Annotated in this window: 19 protein-coding genes; 10 read left to right on the top strand and 9 right to left on the bottom strand. The window is 30.6% G+C overall.

Translation table 11 applies throughout. From position 1 onward, the window contains the following. Positions 1–157: 157 nt before the first annotated feature. The 6 genes from L1S33_RS04375 to L1S33_RS04350 form a co-directional block, all read right to left on the bottom strand. Positions 158–1,132, bottom strand: coding sequence for a DUF3883 domain-containing protein (locus tag L1S33_RS04375; protein ID WP_240561375.1), 975 nt, complete (start codon positions 1,130–1,132; stop codon positions 158–160). Continuing rightward, positions 1,116–3,104: a DEAD/DEAH box helicase gene (locus tag L1S33_RS04370; RefSeq protein WP_240561374.1), complete on the bottom strand. Its 1,989-nt coding sequence runs from the start codon at positions 3,102–3,104 to the stop codon at positions 1,116–1,118. Before L1S33_RS04370 ends, L1S33_RS04375 begins: the two co-directional genes overlap by 17 nt. Further along, the gene (locus L1S33_RS04365) at positions 3,104–4,576 is read right to left on the bottom strand and encodes a hypothetical protein (protein WP_240561373.1); all 1,473 of its coding nucleotides are present in this window, start codon (positions 4,574–4,576) and stop codon (positions 3,104–3,106) included. Before L1S33_RS04365 ends, L1S33_RS04370 begins: the two co-directional genes overlap by 1 nt. Further along, a complete protein-coding gene (locus tag L1S33_RS04360; protein WP_240561372.1) occupies positions 4,569–6,284 on the bottom strand; it encodes a DNA cytosine methyltransferase in 1,716 nt (571 codons plus the stop codon). The genes L1S33_RS04365 and L1S33_RS04360 overlap by 8 nt, the downstream gene beginning before the upstream one ends. Positions 6,285–6,439: 155 nt before the next feature. Next, a complete protein-coding gene (locus L1S33_RS04355) occupies positions 6,440–7,045 on the bottom strand; it encodes a hypothetical protein (protein WP_240561371.1) in 606 nt (201 codons plus the stop codon). A gap of 33 nt (positions 7,046–7,078) precedes the next feature. Beyond that, on the bottom strand, positions 7,079–7,609 hold the full coding sequence (locus tag L1S33_RS04350) for a CvpA family protein (protein WP_240550810.1): 531 nt from the start codon (positions 7,607–7,609) through the stop codon (positions 7,079–7,081). 114 nt (positions 7,610–7,723) lie between these two features. Here L1S33_RS04350 and L1S33_RS04345 point away from each other — a divergent pair, with 114 nt between their 5' ends. Next, positions 7,724–8,080 (top strand): hypothetical protein, encoded by a 357-nt coding sequence (locus tag L1S33_RS04345; RefSeq protein ID WP_240561370.1) that lies wholly within the window; start codon positions 7,724–7,726, stop codon positions 8,078–8,080. A gap of 230 nt (positions 8,081–8,310) precedes the next feature. Here the strand turns inward: L1S33_RS04345 and L1S33_RS04340 are convergent, their stop codons facing one another. Continuing rightward, positions 8,311–9,105 (bottom strand): SDR family oxidoreductase, encoded by a 795-nt coding sequence (locus L1S33_RS04340; RefSeq protein ID WP_240561369.1) that lies wholly within the window; start codon positions 9,103–9,105, stop codon positions 8,311–8,313. A gap of 162 nt (positions 9,106–9,267) precedes the next feature. On the opposite strand from L1S33_RS04340, the gene L1S33_RS04335 reads away from it, so the two are divergent. Both L1S33_RS04335 and L1S33_RS04330 read left to right on the top strand, forming a co-directional pair. Then, positions 9,268–10,692 (top strand): TlpA family protein disulfide reductase, encoded by a 1,425-nt coding sequence (locus tag L1S33_RS04335; RefSeq protein WP_240561368.1) that lies wholly within the window; start codon positions 9,268–9,270, stop codon positions 10,690–10,692. A 2-nt stretch (positions 10,693–10,694) separates the two neighbouring features. Next, positions 10,695–11,192 (top strand): TlpA family protein disulfide reductase, encoded by a 498-nt coding sequence (locus tag L1S33_RS04330; RefSeq protein WP_240561367.1) that lies wholly within the window; start codon positions 10,695–10,697, stop codon positions 11,190–11,192. Positions 11,193–11,560: 368 nt separating this feature from the next. Here L1S33_RS04330 and L1S33_RS04325 read toward each other — a convergent pair whose 3' ends face one another. Beyond that, positions 11,561–11,920 (bottom strand): YraN family protein, encoded by a 360-nt coding sequence (locus L1S33_RS04325; RefSeq protein WP_240561366.1) that lies wholly within the window; start codon positions 11,918–11,920, stop codon positions 11,561–11,563. A gap of 38 nt (positions 11,921–11,958) precedes the next feature. On the opposite strand from L1S33_RS04325, the gene L1S33_RS04320 reads away from it, so the two are divergent. After that, positions 11,959–12,309 carry a hypothetical protein gene (locus tag L1S33_RS04320; RefSeq protein ID WP_240561365.1) on the top strand — a complete coding sequence of 117 codons (351 nt, stop codon included), beginning with the start codon at positions 11,959–11,961 and terminating at the stop codon, positions 12,307–12,309. Here L1S33_RS04320 and L1S33_RS04315 read toward each other — a convergent pair. Then, positions 12,302–13,216 carry a S66 peptidase family protein gene (locus L1S33_RS04315; RefSeq protein ID WP_240561364.1) on the bottom strand — a complete coding sequence of 305 codons (915 nt, stop codon included), beginning with the start codon at positions 13,214–13,216 and terminating at the stop codon, positions 12,302–12,304. The two genes, L1S33_RS04320 and L1S33_RS04315, sit on opposite strands and share 8 nt — an antisense overlap. 178 nt (positions 13,217–13,394) lie before the next feature. On the opposite strand from L1S33_RS04315, the gene metG reads away from it, so the two are divergent. From metG to L1S33_RS04285, 6 genes are all read left to right on the top strand, one after another. Beyond that, a complete protein-coding gene (gene metG, locus L1S33_RS04310; protein ID WP_240550817.1) occupies positions 13,395–15,464 on the top strand; it encodes a methionine--tRNA ligase in 2,070 nt (689 codons plus the stop codon). 181 nt (positions 15,465–15,645) lie between these two features. Continuing rightward, a complete protein-coding gene (locus L1S33_RS04305) occupies positions 15,646–17,481 on the top strand; it encodes a wax ester/triacylglycerol synthase family O-acyltransferase (RefSeq protein ID WP_240550818.1) in 1,836 nt (611 codons plus the stop codon). Beyond that, positions 17,481–18,419, top strand: coding sequence for an alpha/beta hydrolase (locus L1S33_RS04300; RefSeq protein WP_240550819.1), 939 nt, complete (start codon positions 17,481–17,483; stop codon positions 18,417–18,419). Before L1S33_RS04305 ends, L1S33_RS04300 begins: the two co-directional genes overlap by 1 nt. A gap of 6 nt (positions 18,420–18,425) precedes the next feature. Further along, on the top strand, positions 18,426–19,598 hold the full coding sequence (locus L1S33_RS04295) for an alpha/beta fold hydrolase (protein WP_240561363.1): 1,173 nt from the start codon (positions 18,426–18,428) through the stop codon (positions 19,596–19,598). A 16-nt stretch (positions 19,599–19,614) separates the two neighbouring features. Continuing rightward, positions 19,615–22,851 (top strand): HAD-IB family hydrolase, encoded by a 3,237-nt coding sequence (locus L1S33_RS04290; protein WP_240561362.1) that lies wholly within the window; start codon positions 19,615–19,617, stop codon positions 22,849–22,851. 138 nt (positions 22,852–22,989) lie between these two features. Further along, entirely contained in the window at positions 22,990–23,991 is a 1,002-nt protein-coding gene (locus L1S33_RS04285) for an NAD(P)H-dependent glycerol-3-phosphate dehydrogenase (protein ID WP_240561361.1), read from the top strand. Positions 23,992–23,999: the final 8 nt, after the last annotated feature.

Raw genomic sequence — 23,999 nt, 5'->3', positions numbered from 1 at the left:
TCTTAAATTAATTGATATTCTTATTTTACTTGTGAATATACAACTTTTAGAAAATGGATGTTTATGCTTATTTTTTTGTTGATTTTAATCTTAATAAAGAAGTGAATTTGTAATGATACATATTGAAAAACCTAACCTGAGACTATTTTTTCTTTAGTTATTTAACATTTAATTTAATCATATATTTATCCACTTCTTTGTTCCAACTATCATTTTTTAGAATATTCTCGTAAGGATTTTGCTCCATTATTGGTTGATAATTTTCAATATTCATTTGTTTTCTATTAACTAAATATACCCAATATTGCTCTTTTTTTCTTTTAGCAACTTTGTATTCATTTCTGGACCAGAAGAAATATGGAATGTCACCATCATAGGATTTTACTTCAATGAAACGGTTTTGTAAACCATCACTAGAATTATTGTATGAAGCAACATCATACCCTTCATTTACTATGTATTGAGCAACCCAATCAATATTCTTTATATAGTTTAATCTTTTGTTTTCAAATTCAACAACAAATTTTTCTGCTTCTTCACCATAAATCTGTTGAAGTTCCATTGCTTTTTTAAACTCTTCTACACCTATTTTACGTTTCTTAATTTCAGGTAAAACCGTTTTGTCAAAAAGTTTTTTATATCGACTATTAATTATGTAGCTGTTTATTTCAACTGTTGGATGAGCTTTAATTGCTCCAAAATCTATGAGAAGTTGTTTGAAGTTTGAGAATTTTAAACCAAATGCTGAATTGCTAATTTGCAAAGATTTATATATGATATCGTATGATAAGTATTCGGAACAAAATATTTTATGAAAATCTTCATCGTTCTTTAATTTATGAAACAAGTATTCGATAAATTTATCTGAAACTTGATTTACACTGTTTAAAAAATCGGATAATTCATCGTTGATTGAAACCTTATTTCCATCAAGCATTAGAATATTAATTTTAATTGCTAATTCAATGCAACCATCATAAACACTTCTTCCGTCAATGATTCTATTATAAAAAAGTTTTTCTAAGTCGGACTTTTTCCAAGTAATCTCTTTTTTATTATTTAAAGTAATTAATAATTCAAAGTAGAAATTAGGAGTTCCAAAATTTGAATATTTTCTAAGTTCTTTGAGCATAATTAGCTATTAATTCTTTTATTATGTCAGTTTCGTCGTTATCATTTATTCTTGAGAAAAGAGGGATATCATCATTTATTATCTCTTCCATTCTTGCAATTTTCAGAAGTAATCTATGATTAATAACTTCGTCGATTGAGTCTTTAGAAATAAAATAGTAATATTTAGTTATTTGACTTTTGTCTAGACCAACTCTATGAATACGATCCTTAGATTGTAAGAAATTTGAACAATTATAATCACGCTCTAAATAAATTGCATTATGACATCCTTTATGTAAAGAAATAGATTCTGCTACAGAAAATGGATTAGCAATAACTACTTGAAATTCTAAATTATTAGGGTCATTAAATTTGTCAATAGTTGCTTCTCTATCAGGTTGACTAATTTCACCTATAAGTAGATTTGACTTAATATTATTTAATTTTAAATAATGTTTAAGTTCTTTTGCGTTTTGAATAAATATAGTCCAGATAATTACCTTTCCATTTTCTGGTAATATTTCAGCCATTAAAAGATTTAATATTTGAACAAATTTCTTAGGTGTTTCAAGTTCTGAATATTTGCAAATTTTATTAAAAAATTCAGAATCATTAATGAATTCATCAGTATCAGTAGTAAAAATAGAATTTGGATCTACTTCACCTGTCAAAATACCATTTTCTAAAGAGTCTTTTAAGGTTTTAGATAGCAATGATGGATTAGTTGATGCTTGACGTAACCTTATTAATTTAGCTTTATTTAGAATGTCTTTTACAGTTGCAGAATCATTTTCTTTGAAATTTTCAATATATTGACTTTCAATAAAATCATAAATTTCTCTTTGATATGAATCCATTTCAATAGACATCACATGTTCCTCAATACCAGGAAGATTTAAATCATCTTTTTTTATTCTTATAAAATATGGTGAAATATTTTCTTTTAATTCTTGGACTCTAGAAGATTCAGGTTGACTATTATAAGTCATATCCTCTAAGTTGTGATAATGAAAATTAAGTATTTCTTTAAATTTAAATGGATAAATGAATTTGTATAAATTAAATATGTCTTGATAACCATTTGGTACAGGTGTACCAGTAAGTATTACTCTAGAAATAGCTTCTTTAGATATTTCTGTAACACTTCGTCCCCAAACACCTTCTGGGTTTTTTATTCTATGAGCCTCATCTACAACAACCATCGTTTTATTTCTTTTCAAGAAATCAATAATATCACTTTCATAACTATCAACTCCACCATGAAAAATCAATGTTAATTCAGCCGGAGTAGCAGAATATAAATGTTGCTCTTTTTGTTCTCTTGATATTTCTGAATTACCTGACATCCTAAATGATTTTGTAGAGTAACCAAAACATGCTTTATATTCTTTTTCCCATGGAGCAAATGAAGAAATAGGACCAATTACTAATAGTTTGTCCACACGACTTGGATGTTCTATGGGTAAGTTTTTTAAATAGGCATATGCACCATAGACAATTGAGGTTTTTCCAGCTCCTGGTACAGCAAAATTACAAGAGTTCTGAGCAAATGCCATATGAAAAGCAGATAGCAATTGCAAAGGATATAATCTACGTTCTAATTCTTCTTTTAAAACGTTTTGAAATTGATTGAATAGAGCTACTAACTCTGGATTGTCTTTAAATTTGTCATTTCTTATTGACATAGCTTTTTCAGAAAACTTTTCAAATAAATTTTCTTCTCTATTAAAGCTTTCTAATTCGCTTTTTATGTTTTCACTGAGATCTTGCTCAATGTCAAACTTACTCAAGAGTCTTTGTATTTCTTGCAAAGTTTTTATTTGAGTTTTATCTTGAAACGGAATCAAGATTTTATCTTCAATAACGGAATAGCCAAGCCTCTTTAAGGATAATTTAATTCTCTTATTTTTTAGTAACATCGAAATTTCACCAGAAATAATGAAATTTTTGATTTTAGAAAGATTTTCTACATCAATTGTAATAAGACTCATTATATTTTTTTCTTAATATCAAAACATATCTTTCGAATATTCTCTAACTGTTCTTCTACGGTTTCAGACTCTTCTTTTGAAATAAAATCTACTTTTAAATTTTTTAAAGTATTTACAACTACTAATAGACTGTTAGTTACAGATTTCTCTTGAATTGTATCATTAATTTTTTCAGCTAATTCTTTTACTAATTTTTGTATTTCAGGCTTAGAAAATGAACTGTGATTTGTCTTAATGGCATCGAAAGTTTGTGATGCACGTTTAATTAATTTTTCTGGAGCACCAGCTGCTTGATTATAGCCAAGTTGATATTTATGTTCGTTTAAATTTTCAATAAAAGCACTAATTTCATTGTCAAATTTTGATTCATCAAAAAACGCCTTATCTCTTGCATTTAAATGTTTTTCGAGGTTATTCGAATCAAAGTCAATAGATGATTCTTCAGGGATATTATCAAGAATTTCATAATGCTTTTTCGAGAAACTTGACCATATATTTTTATCTCCAAAAAAGTGTTTATCAGCATTACCATCAGCTAAGTTTCTAAACTCTTTACCATCGTAATTGTTTTTTCCTCTTAACCTGATGTAATCAAATCCAATTACTTTAAGATCATCTACATCTTCATTTTTATAACCCCAACTTGCTCTTTTACTTGATTCCCCATAGAAATTATTTAACCATTTAGATAAATTTAGGAACTGATCTTCTCTATTGTCTAATTGAGTGTATACACCATCATATTCAAGATATTCAAGATATTCATCCATTATAGCAATTGTTTGAAGGTATTTTTTTATCTCACTAGGAGCTTCTCCCATCCAATTCGCAATAGTTTCAATTATATCTTCTTTAAAATCATCTTCAGGCTGAAATGTTTTATTTGTTAAAGCTTCATAAATGTCCTTTGCATCTAAATATTTTTCGACTGGATTGTATTTTAGCTTTTCGTCTTCTTTCATTTGAAAAGAAGTCTCTAGTTTTTTAATTTCCAGCCTGTTCTCATCAATATTGACAGGTAAAACAACTGCTTTAAAATAATCGTATTTTTTTGTAAACTTAATTTTGCTAAATTTCTTGTTTGTGATTTCATTTAACAACATCGCTCTTCTATTTCCATCAATGATTATTCCATCTTTGGTAATTATTCCTACTTTTTGCTGCCCAAAATCATGAATATCTTTAAGTGTTTTTTCATTTCTTTCTATTTTAGATTTCCAAAGTAATTCTTCAATAATAGCTTTTCCTTCGTCAGAATATTCATCAATAACTCTCTTCTGCTTTTCTAAAGATTTTGTTCTACTTTTAATACGTCCATTATATTTGTTGAAGACTAAGTAATCAAGTGGTATTTGATAAACTTTCATTGATTCAAGTTTGTCTTTCCATGGAATTTCGGTTATACCAAACGGTTTCTCTTTATTTGAATCAATTATCTCTTGTATTTTTTTAATTCTAGTTTCTTTATTCATATTCTTTTTGGTTGGCAGTTGTAGAAATTTTATTAATAGCATATAATGCAAAAACCTGACTCATCGGTATTCTATTTTTGTTTTTAAAAACAATTATTTCGTTTTGAATTAAAGTCATTTTGCTAAATTTAATTTGAGTTATTATTTCATTTACTTTTTCAACTAGTTCGGTTGGTTCTAGTAAATTTTCAAAAGCAATTTGTTCTTCGTACATTTTTTGTAAATCGGCTGAAGATCCAATTTTTTCAGAAAAACCATTATTTATAATTTTCACAAATTGTGGTCCAGATTTTTCTTCAAGAATAATAGGTTCTAATATCTTGTAAAAACCATCTTCAATTTTTTGGTTTTTAAAACCTATTCCTGTACCATACTGTATGGACGTATACCATTTGTTAGTTGCTTTAGTATTCTTTTCTATATCAAAGTTGGATAATGTTACAGTTAGGTTCCCTGCCTTTATTGGATGTCTTCTAAATCTTGAATTTTTAGTTCTTTTTGGTTGTTTGTCAAATATTTTTTCTTTAAAATCGTTGAGATTTGGTACATCCATTAGATTAGGTTCTTTAATTAGCTCTAAATCTAATGAATTTGGTAAATTATATTGATTCAGAACTTCTTTTGCTAGAACTCTACTTACCGAAGGACAAACAGCATTACCTACTAATCTCCATTTGCTGTGTAATGTACCAAGAAATTGATATGTAAAAGGAAAGCCCATTATACTTGCAGCTTCTCTTACTGTTGGACTACGATATGCTCCATTTCCTTTGCGTGAGTATTCAGATTTATATATTAAAGCCTCTCTAGAGGTTCCGCTTTTAGTAGCTGTTATTGTTCGACTTGGTTTATCTATGTTTTCAGGAAAAGACATTTTCCCCATACAATAATGATTGATCTTATGTTCTCTTGATTGTCTCCATTCGCTTTTATAAAGTCCACTATCGTAAAAATGATCGGTTAATAGGTCTGTGCTAATTTTTATGTTATTATAAACAGGGTCCTTGACTTTTCTTTTTGATTCTTTTAAAAGCGGACTTGGACATTGCTTTATGAGTTCACCTAATGTTCTCCATTTTGGCTTATTTTCTTCTGCTTTATTGGAATGTGTTGTTTTTGGTATTACTAGTTTTTTGACTTTTATTATTTCTCCAGAAATCGCTCTTTTTCGAGCTTGATAAGAGCCGTAATCGGCAGAGTTGATAATTGTTGTGTTATCTAAAAGATTTAAAGCTTCTTGTTTTGGGTTTATATTGTTTTTCGAAGCCCATTCGCTAAGATTTAAATCTTCAAAAGAATAAATTTGATTAATGTATTTTTTAGAATTAACAACATTCTCCATATACCAAGCTTTTAGTATGGAGTTTTTTTGATGCTTTTTTACAGCAACTATTCTTAAAAAACATTTTGTTAATTCTAAACCTAATGATTTATCAGCTTTTCCAGAATTATTAGAGCTAGAAAAAGAAACACAAGGAGGTGATCCAATTATTATATCTGTATCTGGTAAAAGGTTTATTTCTTCCGTAGAACTTTTAAAGTCTAAAATGTTTTTTACAACAGAATTAGTTTCAAAATTATGATTGTAGGTATTTATCGCAGGTTGCCAATTATCGTAACCTTTTACAATTTTAAATCCTTTTTGTCTAAACCCTTCAGAAAACCCTCCAGCTCCACAAAAAAAATCAATTACAGTAAGCTTTTTCATAAAAATATAGTCAAATCTAAAGTGCTATCACTTTTAATTTCAAATTTAACAAAATTTACTCATAAAACTAAGTTACACTTAATCAATATCAATAATTTCAACTTCCTCTTTAAAAATAAAAGAAAAAAAAACTAGAACTTTATATGTTACAAACCCTAATTAACCACCAACGTATTCCAGATTAAATTTATCAATTTTTCTCCTGAAGAATCTTCTATATCGTCCATTTTCATGGTCATTATTAGCACACCAGAATCTTTTCCTCCAACGGTAGCTATTTCGTAAATATTAGTATCACCTTTATAAGTTAACACAGCTTTATCTACATTAAGTTTTAATCCAGAAGTTAACGTTCTTTCATAGTCTTCTCTTTTCAATTGAAAACCATAATTAACGCTCTCTTTTGTTACTTCGCTAATCATTAATTCGTTAAGCATACTAGGATTAATTGTAGAATACTTTTGAATCATAAAACCAGAACCTTCCGCTGTCATTAACATTAACTGCTCTATTCCATCGCCTAAATCAGATTTTACAACTTTATATTCTTTTGGGTATTTAAAGTTAAACGCCTTATCATAATACAATAAGGTATCCTTCTGTTTTACATTAACTTTTAATACTTTATTATCTACTTTTAACTCATAATCTTTGTCTAATTTTATTTCGAATTTCTCTCCGTTTATTTCTATTTCAAAATTTTCTTGAGCGTAAATAAAATTGGTTAAAAGTAAAAATAGAATGAATATTGTCTTTTTCATGTTGTGCTTTTTTAATGTATTAGTTTTTTTTTATTAATTATCCTCTTCTCCACTTTCAATCTCTGGAATTTCCATTTCTCCGTCTTCTTTAATAATAGAAGGAAAAATCATTGGAGCAATTTTTTTAACAGGTTTGTATAAAACAGATTCGTCTAAGGTTTCTTGTTCTACAAACGGAATGGTATCGTTCATTTTTCCGAAGAAAATAAAAACTACACTTAAAATTAATCCGATTTTTAAAGCACCAAAAGCGCCTCCTAATAATTTATTTAAAATACCAAGCGAAGCAAAATCTGCAATTTTGGTTAGTAATTTTCCGGCTAAAGAAATTATTACCAAGATTACCACAAAAGTTCCTGCAAAGGCAGCTAGCGAAATGTATTTCTCGTCCCACGCTACACTGTCTTTTAACCAGTCTGAAATAAAATACGAAAAGTGAATTGCGCCATAAACTCCCGCAACCAAAGCTACTAAAGAAGCAACTTCTACAAACAAACCTTTCATTAATCCGCGTACAAATCCAAAAAGTAAAAGCGCGGCAATTATAATATCAAATGTATTCATGGTGATAAAAAGTGTTAAAAATGAGATAGCGCACTAAATATAATAATTTTCTGTGCCGATTCGGCACCAAATATAACGAACTCATTTGTATCTTTGAAGCCTTAAACTTTTTGTATGCAAAAAAATACCGACTTAAAAGAAAAATGGGATATTGTTGTTACCAAACTAACTGCACAATTTTCTGAAGGCGACACTTTAAATTTAGACGGAATTATCTACTTAATTGGTGTACAAGAATTAGGACAAGGACAACGTGAGTTTAAAAAAGATGAAAAACTGAATTTAATGCACATTGCAATTTGCAAGTTGCTAGAACCTTATGGTTATTACGAATTCGATTTTTTTGATGAAGATGGTTGGCCACATTATAAAACACTTACAGAGTTGCCAAGCTTAAAACCTGGAGAGCAATCGGTTTTAATAAAAGAGGCAATTGTTAATTATTTTGAACCTTTGGGTTTCTTTAAGTAATTTAGATTCCGCATCAAGTGCGAAATGACACCAAGCTTTCATAAATACGCTTAGCCCTGATTGCAGCGGCATCCTTTTTATGCTGAACTCGTTTCAGTATCTCTTTTTAAAAAATCAATTCTTTTTCCTTGTAACAGATGCTGAAATAAATTCAGCATAAATAAAAAGATATAGCGGAAAGCGGGAAATAGCTTCAAAAAACAATCTTTATTGCAAATTGATAATTGATTTTAAGTCACTTTCCATTTTCTGATTAAACGAGAAACCAATTTTGGGTAATATCGTTTTACATACACACTAAAACGCTCTTTTGCGCCACCAATATAGGCTTCTTCCTTTTTGTTTTTAATGGCTTTTAACATCAATGTTGCAAAACGATCTGGGTGAATTCCGTTTGCGGTAGATTCGTCCATTTTATTCTGTTTACTTCCGTCTCCAGTTAAAGCGTTTTTAGAAACATCAGTTGCCACAAAACCAGGACAAATAAGCGTTACTGAGATATTATCGTTATAATGTTCTGCTCTTAAGGCATCGAAAAAACCGTGTAAAGCGTGTTTACTTGCCGAATAAGTGGAGCGCATTGGCGTGGCAACTTTACCAACAATACTTGTAGTTACTACAAAGTGTCCGTTTTTATTTTCTATAAAATGAGGCAATAACGCTTTGGTAAGCGCAACGGTTCCCAAATAATTTATGTCCATCAGTTTTTTATCGACTGCAATTGAAGTGTCTTTTGCTAAAGAACGTTGACTTACGCCTCCATTATTTACCAGAACATCAATTTTTCCGAAGAAAGAAAGTGCTGCTGTTATTTTTGGTTGTAAATTTTCGTAATCTTCTAAATCGAGTTGTAAAATTTGTACTTCGGACGGATTTTTACATTCAGCTTTAACTGCTGCTAACGCTGCTGTATTTCTTGAAGACAAAATTAATTTAACTCCCTGATTTGCATACGCCAATGCTAATGACTTACCAATTCCAGAAGATGCTCCAGTTATCCAAACTACCTGATTTTTATCACTCATAAAAATTATTTTTACTGCAATGTACCTAATTTGCGTAAGAAATAGTAATTTTGGTACGCTTCTTGAAAAAAGATTAGCGATTTACATTTTTTTTGTGTGACAAAAAGCCAAAAAAAGTGTCAAAATAATAAGATTAAAAAACAGTAAAAAGAATACATTCTGATGAAAAAATTACTTCTATTATTAGTACTTATAACTTCTATAGCACAAGCACAATACAGCGTAAAAGGTACAATGTTACCTCCAAACAATACCGATTGGGTTATTTTATATAAGGTAGAAGGCGCTAAGCAAAAATTTGTTGCCAATACTAATACAAAGATTGAAACACTAACTATTGAAGGAAAAGAGCAACAAGTTGGTACTTTTAAGTTTACACTTCCTGCAGATACCAAAACGGGTTCTTACAGATTAACGTATAGACAAGACGGAAGCGGATTTTTAGATTTTCTTTTTAATAAAGAGCATGTAGAAATGTCTTTTCATCCAGATTATCCTGAGCAATCGGTAGTTTTTATGGAGTCTAAAGAAAATCAGATTTTTAACGAGTTTTTACAAGCTACACAAATAACACAAAAAACAGTAGACTCTTTACAAGTTGTGTATTTAAGAGATGCTTCTGAAAGCGTTACAAAGCAATTTCCAAAGGCAGTTAAAAAACTACAAGATGTGTATACTATTTATGATGACAGATCTAAAGGTTTATTAGCAAATCATTTTATAAAAGCATTAAAAAGAGACGTAGATCCAAAACCAGTTGCAAGTCCGCAAGAATATTTTAGTTCTATAGTAGATAACTATTTTAATAATATAGATTTTAGCAGTAAAGAATTATACAATTCGTCTTTCTTAATTGATAGAGTTTCAGACTATATTTTCTACCTAAATTATTCTGCTGAACCAGAATTACAGCAAAAACTTTTTAAGGAATCTATTGGAAATGTTATGTCTAAAATAACAGATGTAAAACTTAAAAAGGAAACCATAGAATATTTAGTATCTCAGTTTGCGAAACAACAAAACGGAGAAACAGTAGATGTACTTTTTAACGATTATTACAGCAAACTTCCGGCAAGTTTCCAAGACAATGCTTTTAAAGCTAAAAAATTAGCTTTAGTACAAGCTGCAATTGGACGTATTGCTCCAGATTTTTCTTGGAAAGAAGAAGGGAAAACTAAAAGATTATCAACTTTAAAAGGTGGTAAAAACTACTTACTTGTTTTTTGGAGCACAAGCTGTTCTCACTGTGTAAAAGAAGTACCAGAGTTGTACAAATTTATGCAAACGCAAAAAGATACTGAAGTAGTTGCGTACGCTTTAGAAAAAGAAGATTTTGAGTGGAACGAATTCACAAAACAACTATACGGTTGGCACCATGTAATTGGTTTAAACCCTAAAGATAAATGGGATAATAAATTGGTTACAGAAACGTACCAAGTACACGCAACTCCATCTTATTTTGTGTTAGATGCTAACAAAAAAATTATTTCGAAACCATACGACTTAAAAGAAATTAAGAAAGTTATTTCTGCAATTAACGCACCTAAAAAGGACGCTAAAAAAGCAACAACTCCAGAGAAAAAATAAACATGAAACGTATCTTTTTACTTTTTGGTTTTCTTTGGATGTCGGCAACAATTGTTGCCCAAGAAGAGAACTTTAAAGTTGGCGATTCTATACCAAATTTTAAACTTTGGTTAACCGACGGAACGCGTTTAACGCAAGAAGACATTAAAGACAAAGTAGTAGTTTTTAAGTTTTGGTTTACCGCTTGTTTGCCTTGCGTTATTGATATTCCGCCATTAAACGAGTTGGTTATAGAAATGGAAAACAGAAACGATATTTTATTCGTTGCACCTGCTTTGGACCGAAAAGAACCAATTTTCGAATTCTTAAACAAGCATCCTTTTGTGTTTAAAATTGCCTATTCTTCAATGGATGTCAGCGAAGTTTTTAACAAGAAACAAGTGTATCCGTCTTATTTTGTCATCGATAAAAAAGGAAAGTTTGCTTATGTAGACAGCGGTTCTAAACAATCTCATTTTATGCCGCTTAAAAAAGCAATTTTAAAGGTGCTGGAAGAGTAGTTTTTGAAGCTATTTCCTGCTTTCACTACTCGCTTTTTTTATTGCTGTTCTCGATACAAATTTTTCATACTTCAAAATTCACTCGAACTGACAGTAAAAAAGAGCTCAAACAAACCGTTCAATCAGGGCTAGACTTGTTTGCTAACTTCAGTCATTACAAGGAATCAAGCAATCTTTAAAACAGTATTTCATTCTATATTTACTCAATTTTGTTCTAAATCAGAATTTAAATAAACATGCTGTCATTCCTGCGTAGGCAGGAATCCATAAAAATCAAGAAAATAAGCAGAAGGAATCATTACTAAAGAAGGACAATTTTTGAAATAAACCAAGTATAGATTCCTGCCTTCGCAGGAATTACAAACAAACTAAAAATACAAAAAAGCATCTTCAATATGCTCAATTTTAAAGTCGTTTTGGTGTTTTATAACGGTAATAATATCAAACCTTACCTCAACATCTAAGTCATATTCTTCCACATAATTATTCATTGCGGAAACCAATAATTTTATTTTCTTCGGATTTACAGCATCTTGCGGATTCTCGAAAAAAGTAGACGATCGTGTTTTAACTTCAACACAAATTAGCAAGTTTCCTTTTTGAACAATAACATCAACTTCGGCTTTTAAATATCTATAATTTTGCCTGATTATTTTATAGTCGTTTTTCAGCAGATATTTTACTGCTAACTCCTCGCCTAATTTACCAAGTTCGTTATGTTGTGCCATTTTGTTAAATTACAATTTTATTCAGTATTTTTACTCTTATGACTGAGGAAACATTATTTAAATATTTAAATTTCTTAAAAGTGGAATGTTCAAGACATTCTTCTGATAAAATTATAAATGAAGACGAGATTAATCAGTTAGAAATTGAAATTCAAAAATTTAAAGGCTTACTCAAAGAAAGCAAACTCTCCGATTATATAATAAACACAGTTTATTTATTAAATTTTGATTTAAATGAAAACAATCATAATAAACCAAAGTTTTCCTGGTTAAAAATTTTTGGAGGATTTTATGGTAAAGAATATAGCGAACAAATAAATAGAAAAAATAGATTAGAAAAACTATCGAATGACATTGATAGCTTAATTATCGATTTAAAGCTTAATTAAATACTACTGTAGACTGCTTACTGCCAACTTTCAACTCAACCTTTCTTCCCATAATCAACGCTCTATTATCAGGTTCATGACCAGCAGGAAAATTAAATAAAACAGGAATATCTTTCGGAACAACATCTAAAATAAGTTGTTCAATAGAACTTCCCCAAGGTGTAGAATTTTTCTTAACCTTTGTCATATCTCCAACAATAATTCCTTTTATTTTCGTGAAATAATTAGCGCGTTTTAAACTTTGCAACATTCTATCAATAGAATATTTGTACTCTCCAATTTCTTCAATAAATAGTATTTTTTCTTCTGTAGAAATCTCACTTTCAGAACCTAACATTGAAGCTAGAATTGCAATATTTCCACCAACTAATTCGCCAGAAACCGTTCCGTTTTTGTTGTATTTAGAAGGTGTGATTTTATAGTTTAAATCTTCCCCAAAAAGCGATTTTCGTAAGCTTTCTACACTTTTTCCAATTACTGCTGGTGTGTCTTGAAAACTAGTTCCCATAATTCCGTGAACCGTTTCTACACCTAAATTATGAACGTGATTGTGAAATGCCGTAATATCAGAATAGCCAATTATCCACTTCGGATTCTCTTTAAAATTAGAAAAATCTAACATATCTAAAATCCGAACCGAACCATAACCGCCACGAGCAGCCCAAATTGCTTTAATATTCGGATTGTCTAACGCATCTTGAAAATCTTGGCAACGTTCTTCATCCGTTCCAGCAAAATGATGATCAGTTTTAAACATGTTTTTACCAAAAACAACTTTTAAACCCCAAACCTCAGCTTGTTTTTTAGCTAAATTAATAACCGCTTTTCGGTTTTTTAAAATTCCAGCAGGCGCAACAATAGCAATTGTATCTCCTTTTTGTAAAAATGGTGGAGTTATTAATTTCATAGGATTGGTTTGAGCATTTGCTAAGGAATTCATCAGCAAAAAAATCAATAAAAAGTAAATTTTATTCTTCAAAATAATGTCTTTTTTTCTTAATTCAAATAGATTAAAAATCTATTGCAATGTAAATGTAACAAAATCAACCGTGTTTTGTACTTTTGTGGGGCAAAAATCAAAAGAAATGAAATCACCAAAAAGATATACCATAACAGCAGCTTTACCTTATACAAATGGACCAATACATATTGGACATTTAGCCGGTGTTTATGTTCCAGGAGATATTTACGCGCGTTACTTGCGTTTAACAGATAATGATGTAATCTACATTTGTGGTTCAGACGAACACGGTGCAGCAATACCAATGCGTGCAAAAAAAGAAGGTATTTCTCCACAAGATATTATTGATAAATACCATGGAATTATCAAAAAATCGTTTGTAGATTTTGGTATTTCTTTTGACAATTACTCACGTACTTCTGCTGAAATTCATCATAAAACAGCATCAGATTTTTTTACAAAGATGTATAACGATGGTGAGTTTATTGAGGAAGTTTCTGCGCAATTGTATGATGCGGAAGCAAATCAGTTTTTAGCAGATCGTTTTGTAATTGGAACGTGTCCTAAATGTGGTTTCGAAGAAAGTTATGGAGATCAATGTGAAAACTGCGGAACTTCTCATAACGCAACAGATTTAATCAATCCGAAATCGGCAATTACAGGAAATGTACCAACAATAAAAGAAACAAAACACTGGTTTTTACCACTGGATAAGCATGAATCTTTTTTACGCAAGTGGATTTTAGAAGACCATAAAAAGGACTGGAAAACAAACGTTTTAGGGCAATGTAAATCTTGGCTAGACGATGGTTTACGTCCAAGAGCCGTTACAAGAGATTTAGATTGGGGAATTCCAGTTCCTTTAAAAGACGCAGAAGGAAAAGTGTTGTATGTTTGGTTTGATGCGCCAATCGGTTATATTTCTGCTACCAAAGAATGGGCAGCACGCGAAGGTAAAAACTGGGAAGATTATTGGAAAAAAGATGACACCAAAATGGTTCATTTTATTGGGAAAGACAACATTGTTTTTCACTGTCTTATTTTTCCTGCAATGTTAAAAGCGCATGGAGATTATATTCTACCTGAAAATGTACCAGCAAACGAGTTCTTAAATTTAGAAGGAAATAAATTATCAACTTCTAAAAACTGGGCAGTTTGGTTACACGAATATTTAGAAGAATTTCCAAATCAGCAAGACGTATTACGTTATACATTAACGGCAAACGCTCCTGAAAATAAAGACAACGATTTTACTTGGAAAGACTTTCAAGCTAAAAATAACAATGAGTTAGTTGCCATTTTTGGAAACTTTATAAACCGTGTAGTTGTTTTAACCAACAAATATTATGGAGGCGTTGTTCCTGAGCCAAACGATTTTACAGAAATTGACGAAGAAACTTTAGAAAGTTTACAACAATTTCCAGACGTAATTGCAAAATCTATTGAAAGATATAGATTTAGAGAAGCTTCTCAAGAATTAATGAATTTAGCAAGACTTGGAAACAAGTATTTAGCTGATGAAGAGCCTTGGAAAGTTATAAAAGTTGATGAAGAGCGCGTTAAAACAATTATGTATGTTGCTTTACAAATTGCAACGGCATTATCGGTTTTAAGTGAGCCTTTTTTACCGTTTACGTCAACTAAATTGAAATCTATGCTTAATGTCCTTTCGAACGATAGTGAGAAACCTCTATCTTGGAAAGATGTAGCTGAAAAAGAAACATTATTAGCCGCAAATCATCAAATAGGAGCAGCTGAATTATTATTCTCTAAAATTGAAGATAAAACTATTGAGGCACAAGTTGAAAAACTACAAGCTACTAAATTAGCAAACGAACAAGAAAACAAAGTTGTAGAACCTCAAAAAGAAACTATCGATTTTGAAGATTTTACTAAACTAGATATTAGAATTGGTACAATTTTAGAAGCTGAAAAAGTAGCAAAAACAAAAAAGCTTTTAAAATTAAAAGTTGATGTTGGTATCGACGTTAGAACTATCGTTTCTGGTATTGCTGAAACGTTTTCTCCTGAAGATATTATTGGACAACAAGTTTCTGTTTTATGCAACTTAGCACCAAGAAAAATTCGTGGTGTAGAAAGCCAAGGAATGATCTTAATGACTGATACTCCAGATGGTAAACTCGCTTTTGTAGAACCACAACAAGAAGTAAAAAACGGAAATGAAGTTTGTTAATCAACCTCTATAAATCAATATTAAAAACCGCAAGTCTTTGCGGTTTTTTTACACCTAAAAAACGCCTAATCAGCAAATAAGCAAGTTGTAAATTTTACTTATATTGCATAACACAAAAAGAATTTGAAAGAATTCTTTTTTTTATGTACTTCTATCACTTTTTAAAAGTAAAACAGCAAGCATGGCAAAAAAAGTAATTAAAGATTTATTAGAAGATGCTTTAGATAGCTCTATTAAACAAATTTCTGGGCAAGATGCCGCTTTTTTATATGCAGAAAGTGCATTAAATCCAATGCATATTGGAACTTTAATTATTGTTGAAGATTCTTTAAAATTTGATGACTTTAAAGAAACCATTGCTTCAAAATTACATTTAATGCCTAAGTTTAGACAACGGTTGTTAAATGTTCCTTTCGATTTAGATTATCCGTATTGGGTAGACGATCCAAATTTTGAACTCGATTTACATTTAAACAGAATAAAATTACCCGATCCTGCAGACTGGAAAACATTAAGAGATACAACAGCAACAGTTTTTAGTGCATCTTTAGATTTAAGAAGACCACTTTGGTCCATTACATTTATAGAAGGTTTGGATACTATTTCTCAAATTCCAAAAGGTTCTGTAGCAATACTTACCAAAGTACATCATGTGATGATTGATGGTGCTTCTGGTGTCGGTTTAATGGGAATGCTGTTTGATAAAAACAAAGAAAATAGCACTAAACCTATTCCTAAACCAAAACCTTTTGAACCAGAACCATTACCTGAAGAACTAAGTTTATTATTAAAAAGTTCCTATAAATTTTTTAAAGACCCGCTTAAATTACCAAAACTAATGGGAGAAGCTGCTGTTTCAGTTATGCAACAGAAAGCAAAAAAAGCAGTAGTTGGTAATAAGCCATTTGATAAAAAATCCTTTTCTGTACCAAAAACTATATTTAATGGTTCTATTTCTCCAAAAAGAACTTGGGGAACAGCAATTTTATCTTTTGATAGAATAAATATGCTAAGAAAAATAATGGGCGTTACCATTAACGACGTTATTGTAAATATTTGTGCAGGAGCTATAAGAAGGTATTTAATTGAAAAAGATCAATTACCATCTTTACCATTGGTTGCAAATGTTCCAATATCTATTCGTGTAAAAGGTGAAAAGCAAAACTTTGACAATAAAATCTCTAATATGCTGGTTCAAATCGGAACACATATTGAAGATCCAATTGAGCGATTAGAATATATCCAGGAACAAACTGAGATGGGGAAATCTCGCCACAAAGCCGTTGGCGCAAAAAGTCTAATGAAAATGGCTGAAATCGTACCTTTTGGCTTAGCTAATTTGGCTTCAGGAATCTATAGCAAATACAATATTAAAGAATTACATAGACCGCCTTTTAACGTTACAATAACCAATGTTCCTGGACCACAAACAGCATTGTATTTAAAAGGACATAAAACTGTTGGGGTTTTTGGTTTAACACCTGTTGTAGATGGTTTTGGATTGATTATAGCTGCTTTTAGCTATAATGGAACTGTAAGCATAACCACAACTTCTGATGCTAATACAATGCCCGATGCAGATAAATTCTCTCGTCTAATAAGAGAAGAAGCAAATGCATTGGAAAAAGTTATTTTGAAAAAAGGAAAGCAAAAAGAAAAAGAAATTGCAAAAGTTACTTTAGCAAGCTCTGCATTTTTCTCTGCTTTTAAACGCTTTATAAAAAGTAATGCTGAAATTGTAAAAAAACACAAAGGATTGTATCAATTTGAAGTTACTTCAAAAAACGAATCTCATTTTTGGAGTTTAGACTTTACTCAAAAAGAAGGCATATTAAAAAAGAAGAAAGAAAGAAAAGCAAAGGCTTCATTTAGTATTGATGACACCAATTTAATTGCTTTACATCAACAGAAATTCTTATTACAAGAATTAGTTATACAAGGAAGAATGAAATTTGAAGGAGATAAAAAACACCAAGATAAATTGATTTCAATTTTATCAGAATTTTTAAATAGATAATGAGTTTTAGTACACATACATTTAGCGCTAAAGACGGCGAAAAGATATTTTATTACCGTTGGAAGGTAGCTTCACCAAAAGGCATTGTACAAATAGCGCACGGAGTTGGAGAACATGCTGGAAGATATAAACGTATTGCAGAAATTTTACAAAAACAAAACTATGATGTTTATGCAAACGACCATCGTATTCATGGAAACTCTATAAAATCAAAAGAATATTTAGGCGTTTATGAAGGCGAAAATTATTTTGAAGATGCGGTTAATGATATGTATGATTTAACTAAGATTATTCAACAAGAATATCCGAAGGAAAAAATTATACTTTTTGGCCACAGTATGGGCTCATTATTAAGCCGCCAATACATTACTGAATATGGCGAAAATATAAAAGCATTGATACTTTCTGGAACAGGAAGTTACATTAAAAGCTTAGGTTCAATTGGACTTGTAGGTGCAAATATGGTAAAACTTTTTAAAGGTCGAAAAAGAAGTAGCAATACGTTAAAATCTGTCTTTTTCTCAGAATTTAACAAGAAATTTAAGCCAAATAGAACGCAAGTAGATTGGATTAGTAGAGATGAAAAAGAAGTCGATTTATTTGCAGAAGACCCTTTACGAATTGAAGATTTTTCAATTAGTATGTTTATTGATATTTTAAAGGGAAGTAAAAAAATTAATGATTTAGAAACGTTTAAAGCGACTCCAAAACACATACCAATTTATATTTTTTCGGGAGATAAAGATCCCGTTGGAGAAATGGGAAAAGGCGTTCAAAAAGTGGCTAGTCAATACATTAAAGCAGGTATTAATGATCTAACTTTAAAATTATATGAAGGCGGAAGACATGAAATGTTGAATGAAATAAACAAAAAAGAAGTAGAACAAGATTTTTTAAACTGGTTGAATTCCCACATTCAATCAAAAGAATATTCATAATAACAAATGGAAAATAACAAAACCCTTTATACTACATTTACTAAAATGGCAATTAAAGTTGCTATGATAAATGAGTATCCGCTAAAAAAAGCCAAAGCGCTTGTAGCAAAAAAGTTTGAAGATCATCCTTTTGAAAAATTCATCTTAAAATCTATTAAGAATGATGAATTTAACAATGAAACATTAATAAAACTGACCAACAATTGCATAAATATTTGCGAAGAATTTGGTCCAGATAGAGATTATATTACACTTATTTTAGTTTTAGAGAGCATTAATTTAGAAACACTTCCTAAAGAAATAAAAAAGGACATTTCGTCTCCAATTGTTGCACATTTTAGAGAAGAAATCATCAAAATAAATAAGACAATCCCAGCTCCTCCACCATTCAACATGTTTTTAGAAACACGTTCTTTAATAGAATGGAGTACTATGTTTGGCTTGTACTATTTAATTCCGAAGAAAAAACAAGGGAAGAACAAACCTGTGCTGTTAATGCCTCCTTATTTAGGCAATGATACTTCTACCAAATTTGTACGTAAGTACTTAAAATCAGTAGGTTTTAAAACCTATAAATGGGAACTTGGTGTAAATATGATTAATTCTAAATATTTACCAAAATTGGTAGAGCGTTTAGATGAAATATATGAAAAGCATGGAGAAAAAGTAAGTTTAGTTGGCTGGTCTGGTGGCGGAATTTTTGCTAAAATAATAGCCAATCGTTACCCAGATAAAGTAGAACAATTAGTAACAATTGGTTCTCCAGTTTGGGGAGTTAATAATATGCAAACACCGTTAGTAAGAGTTTTAGAGTTTTTAAGAGGAAAAACATTACGTGAACGAAACGATAAATTTCTAAAAGAACTAGAAGAAATACCTAAAGTACCTGTAACTTGTATTTACACCAAAACAGATGGCTTAGTTCCATGGAAACATTGTTTAGAAGCTGAAACAATGCGAAAAAACATTAAAAACTTAGAAGTTTACGGAAGTCACATGGGAATGGGAGCAAATGCATCTGTTTTAGTAACTGTAGCAAATGCCTTAATAGAAAACACACAAGGAAAAAAACCTAAAGGATTTATTACAAAATTAGAAAACATGTTTTTTCCAAAATTTTGGGAACGAAAAAAAGGTGATATCGTAAAAGATTTAATATCAATACCCAATTATAATTAGTCAAATAAACGTCTGAATGTCTATAGAAAAAATCTTTAACCAACAAAAGTTTCAAGACGAACTTAAAGGAATTGCATTACAACAAAAAAAACCTTTAAATGAAGTCTTAGAAGAGGCAAAAAACTGTATTACAGAAATGTATGCAGAACAAAACCCAATAGCAAACATGGCTACATTAAAGGGTTTTGAATACATGCTTTCTAAAGCCTATGAAGATAAAATTGATGTAGACCGCCATGAAATAAAAAAGTTAATGAAATTAATGCGTAAAAATTCTGTCGCATTTATTTTAACACACAAAACCTATCTAGATACTGTTGTTCTAGTAACAACATTACACCGCTACGGAATGCCACTTCCTTACTTTTTTGGCGGTATAAATTTAGCAATGCCAGGTGTAAAACAATTAGGAAAAAGTTCTGGATTAATTTTTTTAAGAAGAAGTTTTAAAGATGATGCAGTTTACAAAGCATCCTTACGTCATTACATTTCTTGTTTTATTGAAAACGGAGATCACTTAACGTGGAATATAGAAGGAACTCGTTCTAGAACAGGTAAAATTGTATACCCACAAATGGGAATTTTAAAATATATTATGGAAGGAGAACAAGCAAGTTCTAGAGACATAAAATATGTTCCCGTTTCTATTGTTTATGATTTAATACCAGATGTTAAAGAAATGACTGAAGAAGGGAAAGGTGGAGATAAAAAGTCTGAAAACCTTGCTTTATTCGGAAAATATTTGAAGAATTTAGGTCATCGTTACGGTAGAGCTTCCATTCGTTTTGGAGAACCAGTAGAAAACGCTCAGCATACAAATGCTATAATTCCAGATATGGAAGAAGATAGTTATGCAGATAAAAACACCTTACCTCGTTTTGCTTTTGAATTAATTCACAAAGCAAATACAATTACGCCAGTAACTACAGTCTCTCTAGTGTGTAATGCACTTTTAAACAACTTTGCACTTACTAAAAAAGAAATAGAAATCAACGTTATAAAGTTGATGAATTATATAGAACAACGCAAAGAAGATGTATTGTTAGACCGCGGAAATAAGATAGATGTTACCGTACAAAAAGCATTGAATTTATTACTTGGAGCACACATAATTCAAAAAAGTAAAGCCGGAAGAAAAACGCAATACAGTTTAGCGCCAAACGAATACTTATCGGCAACATATTATGCAAATATGTCGGCAAGTCATTTATATCACAGAGCATTTATTGAAATGGCTTTGATAAAAATTAAAGACAATAAATCTCCTGACAGAATTCTTCATTTTTGGAAAGAGATTATGCACTTGCGTAATACTTTTAAATTTGAGTTTTTCTACACGAATAAACCAAAATTTTCTACAGAAATTGAAGACGAATTAAATCTATTTGACAAGAATTGGAGAAAAATAATTACAAATCCAGAAGGTGACATAAATACACTTTTAAAGAAGCAAGAATTATTTGTTTCTAAAGGATTATTATTAATTTATTTAGAAGCAAACAAGGTTGCTTGTCATACTTTAAATAGTTGGGATTTAGAAGATGATTTTATTGATTCTGAATTTTTAGATTTATGCTTATTTAAAGGAAAAGAATTGCATTGGCAATCTCGCATCTCAAGATTAGATAGTGTTTCAAAACCATTTTTAACAAACTCGTTACGTTTTGCAAAAAATGCAAAACTAATCCCAATTGAAGGAAAAATAGATTATGATGGTTTAGAAAGTTGGATGCAAGAATTAGATGAATTCACCAATAGCCTTAACGAACTTCAAAAACTTGAAGTAAAGTCATTATTGAATATTACAGCTATAGAAACAGAAGAAGAAGTTGTTCCTGGCTCTGATTTAGACACGATATCTAATAGAATTTTAGAACAAGAAGAAGGTAATCATATTGTAGCTTTTTTCGATTTAGACAGAACATTAATCAACGATTTTTCTGCTAAAAAGTTTCTACAATCTCGTTTATTAAGTGGTAAAACTACCACAAAAGAATTACTATCTCAATTTGCTACCATTCTTTTGTATGGTAGTGGAAATAGAGATTTTGAAGTACTAACAAAATTATCAGCTTTAGGTGTAAAAGGAATAAAGGAAAAAGATTTTACTTTACTTGGACAAGAAGTATATAAAAAGCATTTAGTTGATACTATTTATCCAGAAGCACGTACTTTAATTGCTTCACATTTAGAAAAAGGACATAAAATTGTAATTATCTCAGCAGCCACTTTTTATCAAATAAAACCAATTGCAGATGAATTAGGTATTTCCGATATTTATTGTACAGAAATGGAGGTGAAACGCGGTAAATTTACGGGACAAATTAAAGAAATGTGTTGGGGCGAAGGAAAAGCTTCCGCAGGAAAAAAGTTTGCCAAAGAAAACGACATAGATTTATCTAAAAGTTTCTTTTACACCGATAGTTTTGATGATTATCCTTTGTTAGAAATTGTAGGAAAACCACATGCAGTAAATCCAGACAGTCGTTTATCTCAAGTTGCTTTTGAAAGCGGTTGGCCAATTTTACGTTTCGATGAAACTGGCGGACAACCAATAGTAAATGGCTTTAGAACAGGTTTAGCAGCCGCAAGTTTATATCCTTCAGCAATTAGAGGTATTATCCGTGGAGCGTTTACTTTATCAAAAAAAGAAGCCATAAATACAACTATTGCAAGTATTGGAGATTTAGGAACAAAGTTCGCAGGATTGGATATTGCCGTAAAAGGGAAAAACAATTTAGAAGATTACAGACCTGCTGTATTTTGCTTTAACCATCAATCTTCAGCAGACTTTTTTATCATTTCTAAATTACTAAGAAAAGATGTGGCAGGTGTTGCCAAAAAAGAGTTAGAAATGACTCCTTTTGGACCTTTATTTAAAGCAATGGGTGCAATTTTTATTGACCGTTCAAATAAAACTAATGCTTTAAAATCAATGAAAAACGCCGCTGAAGTTATTAAAAATGGAACTTCGGTTGTAATTGCTCCAGAAGGCACAAGAAGTGGTAGTAAAGAGTTGGGTAAATTTAAAAAAGGTGCTTTTCATTTAGCAATGAAAGCAGGTGTTCCAATAATTCCTATTGTAATTAAAAACGCCTATATGGCAATGCCTAAAGGAAGTTCTGTATTTAAACCTACACATATAGAAGTTGTGGTTTTAGATCCTGTTGATACTTCTGAATGGAAAGCAAAACACATAGATACTTATGTTGAAGAAGTTAGAAACTTATACAGAAATGCGTTAGAAGATTAATTAATTTATCATTCTTACCAAAAAAATTATCAATTACTTTTTAGTAAAAAAATTAGTACCTTTAATTTTGATTTTACATCGAAAATAACAAATTGACACAATTTTTTGTAACAATTATAGTGTCTTAAAACATAACTTATGAAATTAAAAGTAGCCATATTAGGTGGCGGTTCTTGGGGAACTACAGTAGCTTCTATTGTTGCCAAAAATTCTGAAGCAACTATTTGGGCAAGAAAACAAGAAACTGTTGATGAAATAAATGAACACCATACAAATCAAAAATATTTACCAGATGCGCAACTAACGCGCTCTTTAAAAGCTGTAAACACTATTAAAGAAGCTGTAGAAAACGCCGATTTAATTGTAATGGGAATTCCTTCTCAAAATTTTCGAGAAGTATTATTACAAGCAAAACCTCATATTAGACCTTGGATACCTGTTGTAAGTTTAGCAAAAGGTTTAGAGATTTCTACTAAAATGAGAATGACAGAAATTATTGAAGAATTATTACCTGGACATACTGCAGGCGTTTTAACGGGGCCAAATTTGGCTAAAGAAATTCACGCTGGTAAAGCTGCAGCTGCAGTAATTGCAATGGTAGATGATACAATTGCAGAGCGTTTACAACCTGTTTTTAGCTCTGGTTTATTTAGAGTTTATACTAACAGAGATGTTATTGGTTGCGAACTTGGTGGTGCATTAAAAAATATTATGGCAATTGCAACCGGAATGGGAGATGGCGCAAATGCCGGAGACAATACAAGAGCGGCATTAATTACGCGTGGTTTGGCAGAATTAACTCGTTTAGGAGTTGCAATGGGCGGTAAAAAAAGCACATTTGCTGGTTTAGCAGGAATGGGAGATTTAGTAGCAACTTGTTCTAGCTCTAAAAGTAGAAACCATCATGTTGGTTATCAATTAGGGCAAGGAAAAAGTTTACAGCAAATTATTGAAGAAATGAATGAGGTTGCTGAAGGTGTAAAAACTGCAAAGGTAGTTATGGAATTAGCAAAAGACTATAAAGTTCCAATGCCAATTTCTGAAGAAGTATATAAGGTTTTATACGAAGGAAATACCATACAAGATGCTTTTCTTGGTTTACTTCAAATTGAAATTGGTTCTGAAAAAGAACCTGGATAAGATAAATT

Source organism: Tenacibaculum aquimarinum (genome assembly GCF_022478115.1).
GTDB classification, from domain to species: Bacteria; Bacteroidota; Bacteroidia; order Flavobacteriales; family Flavobacteriaceae; genus Polaribacter; species Polaribacter aquimarinum_A.
The sequence above is the reverse complement of the archived record's forward strand: the minus strand, read 5'-3'. Positions and strand labels throughout refer to the sequence as shown.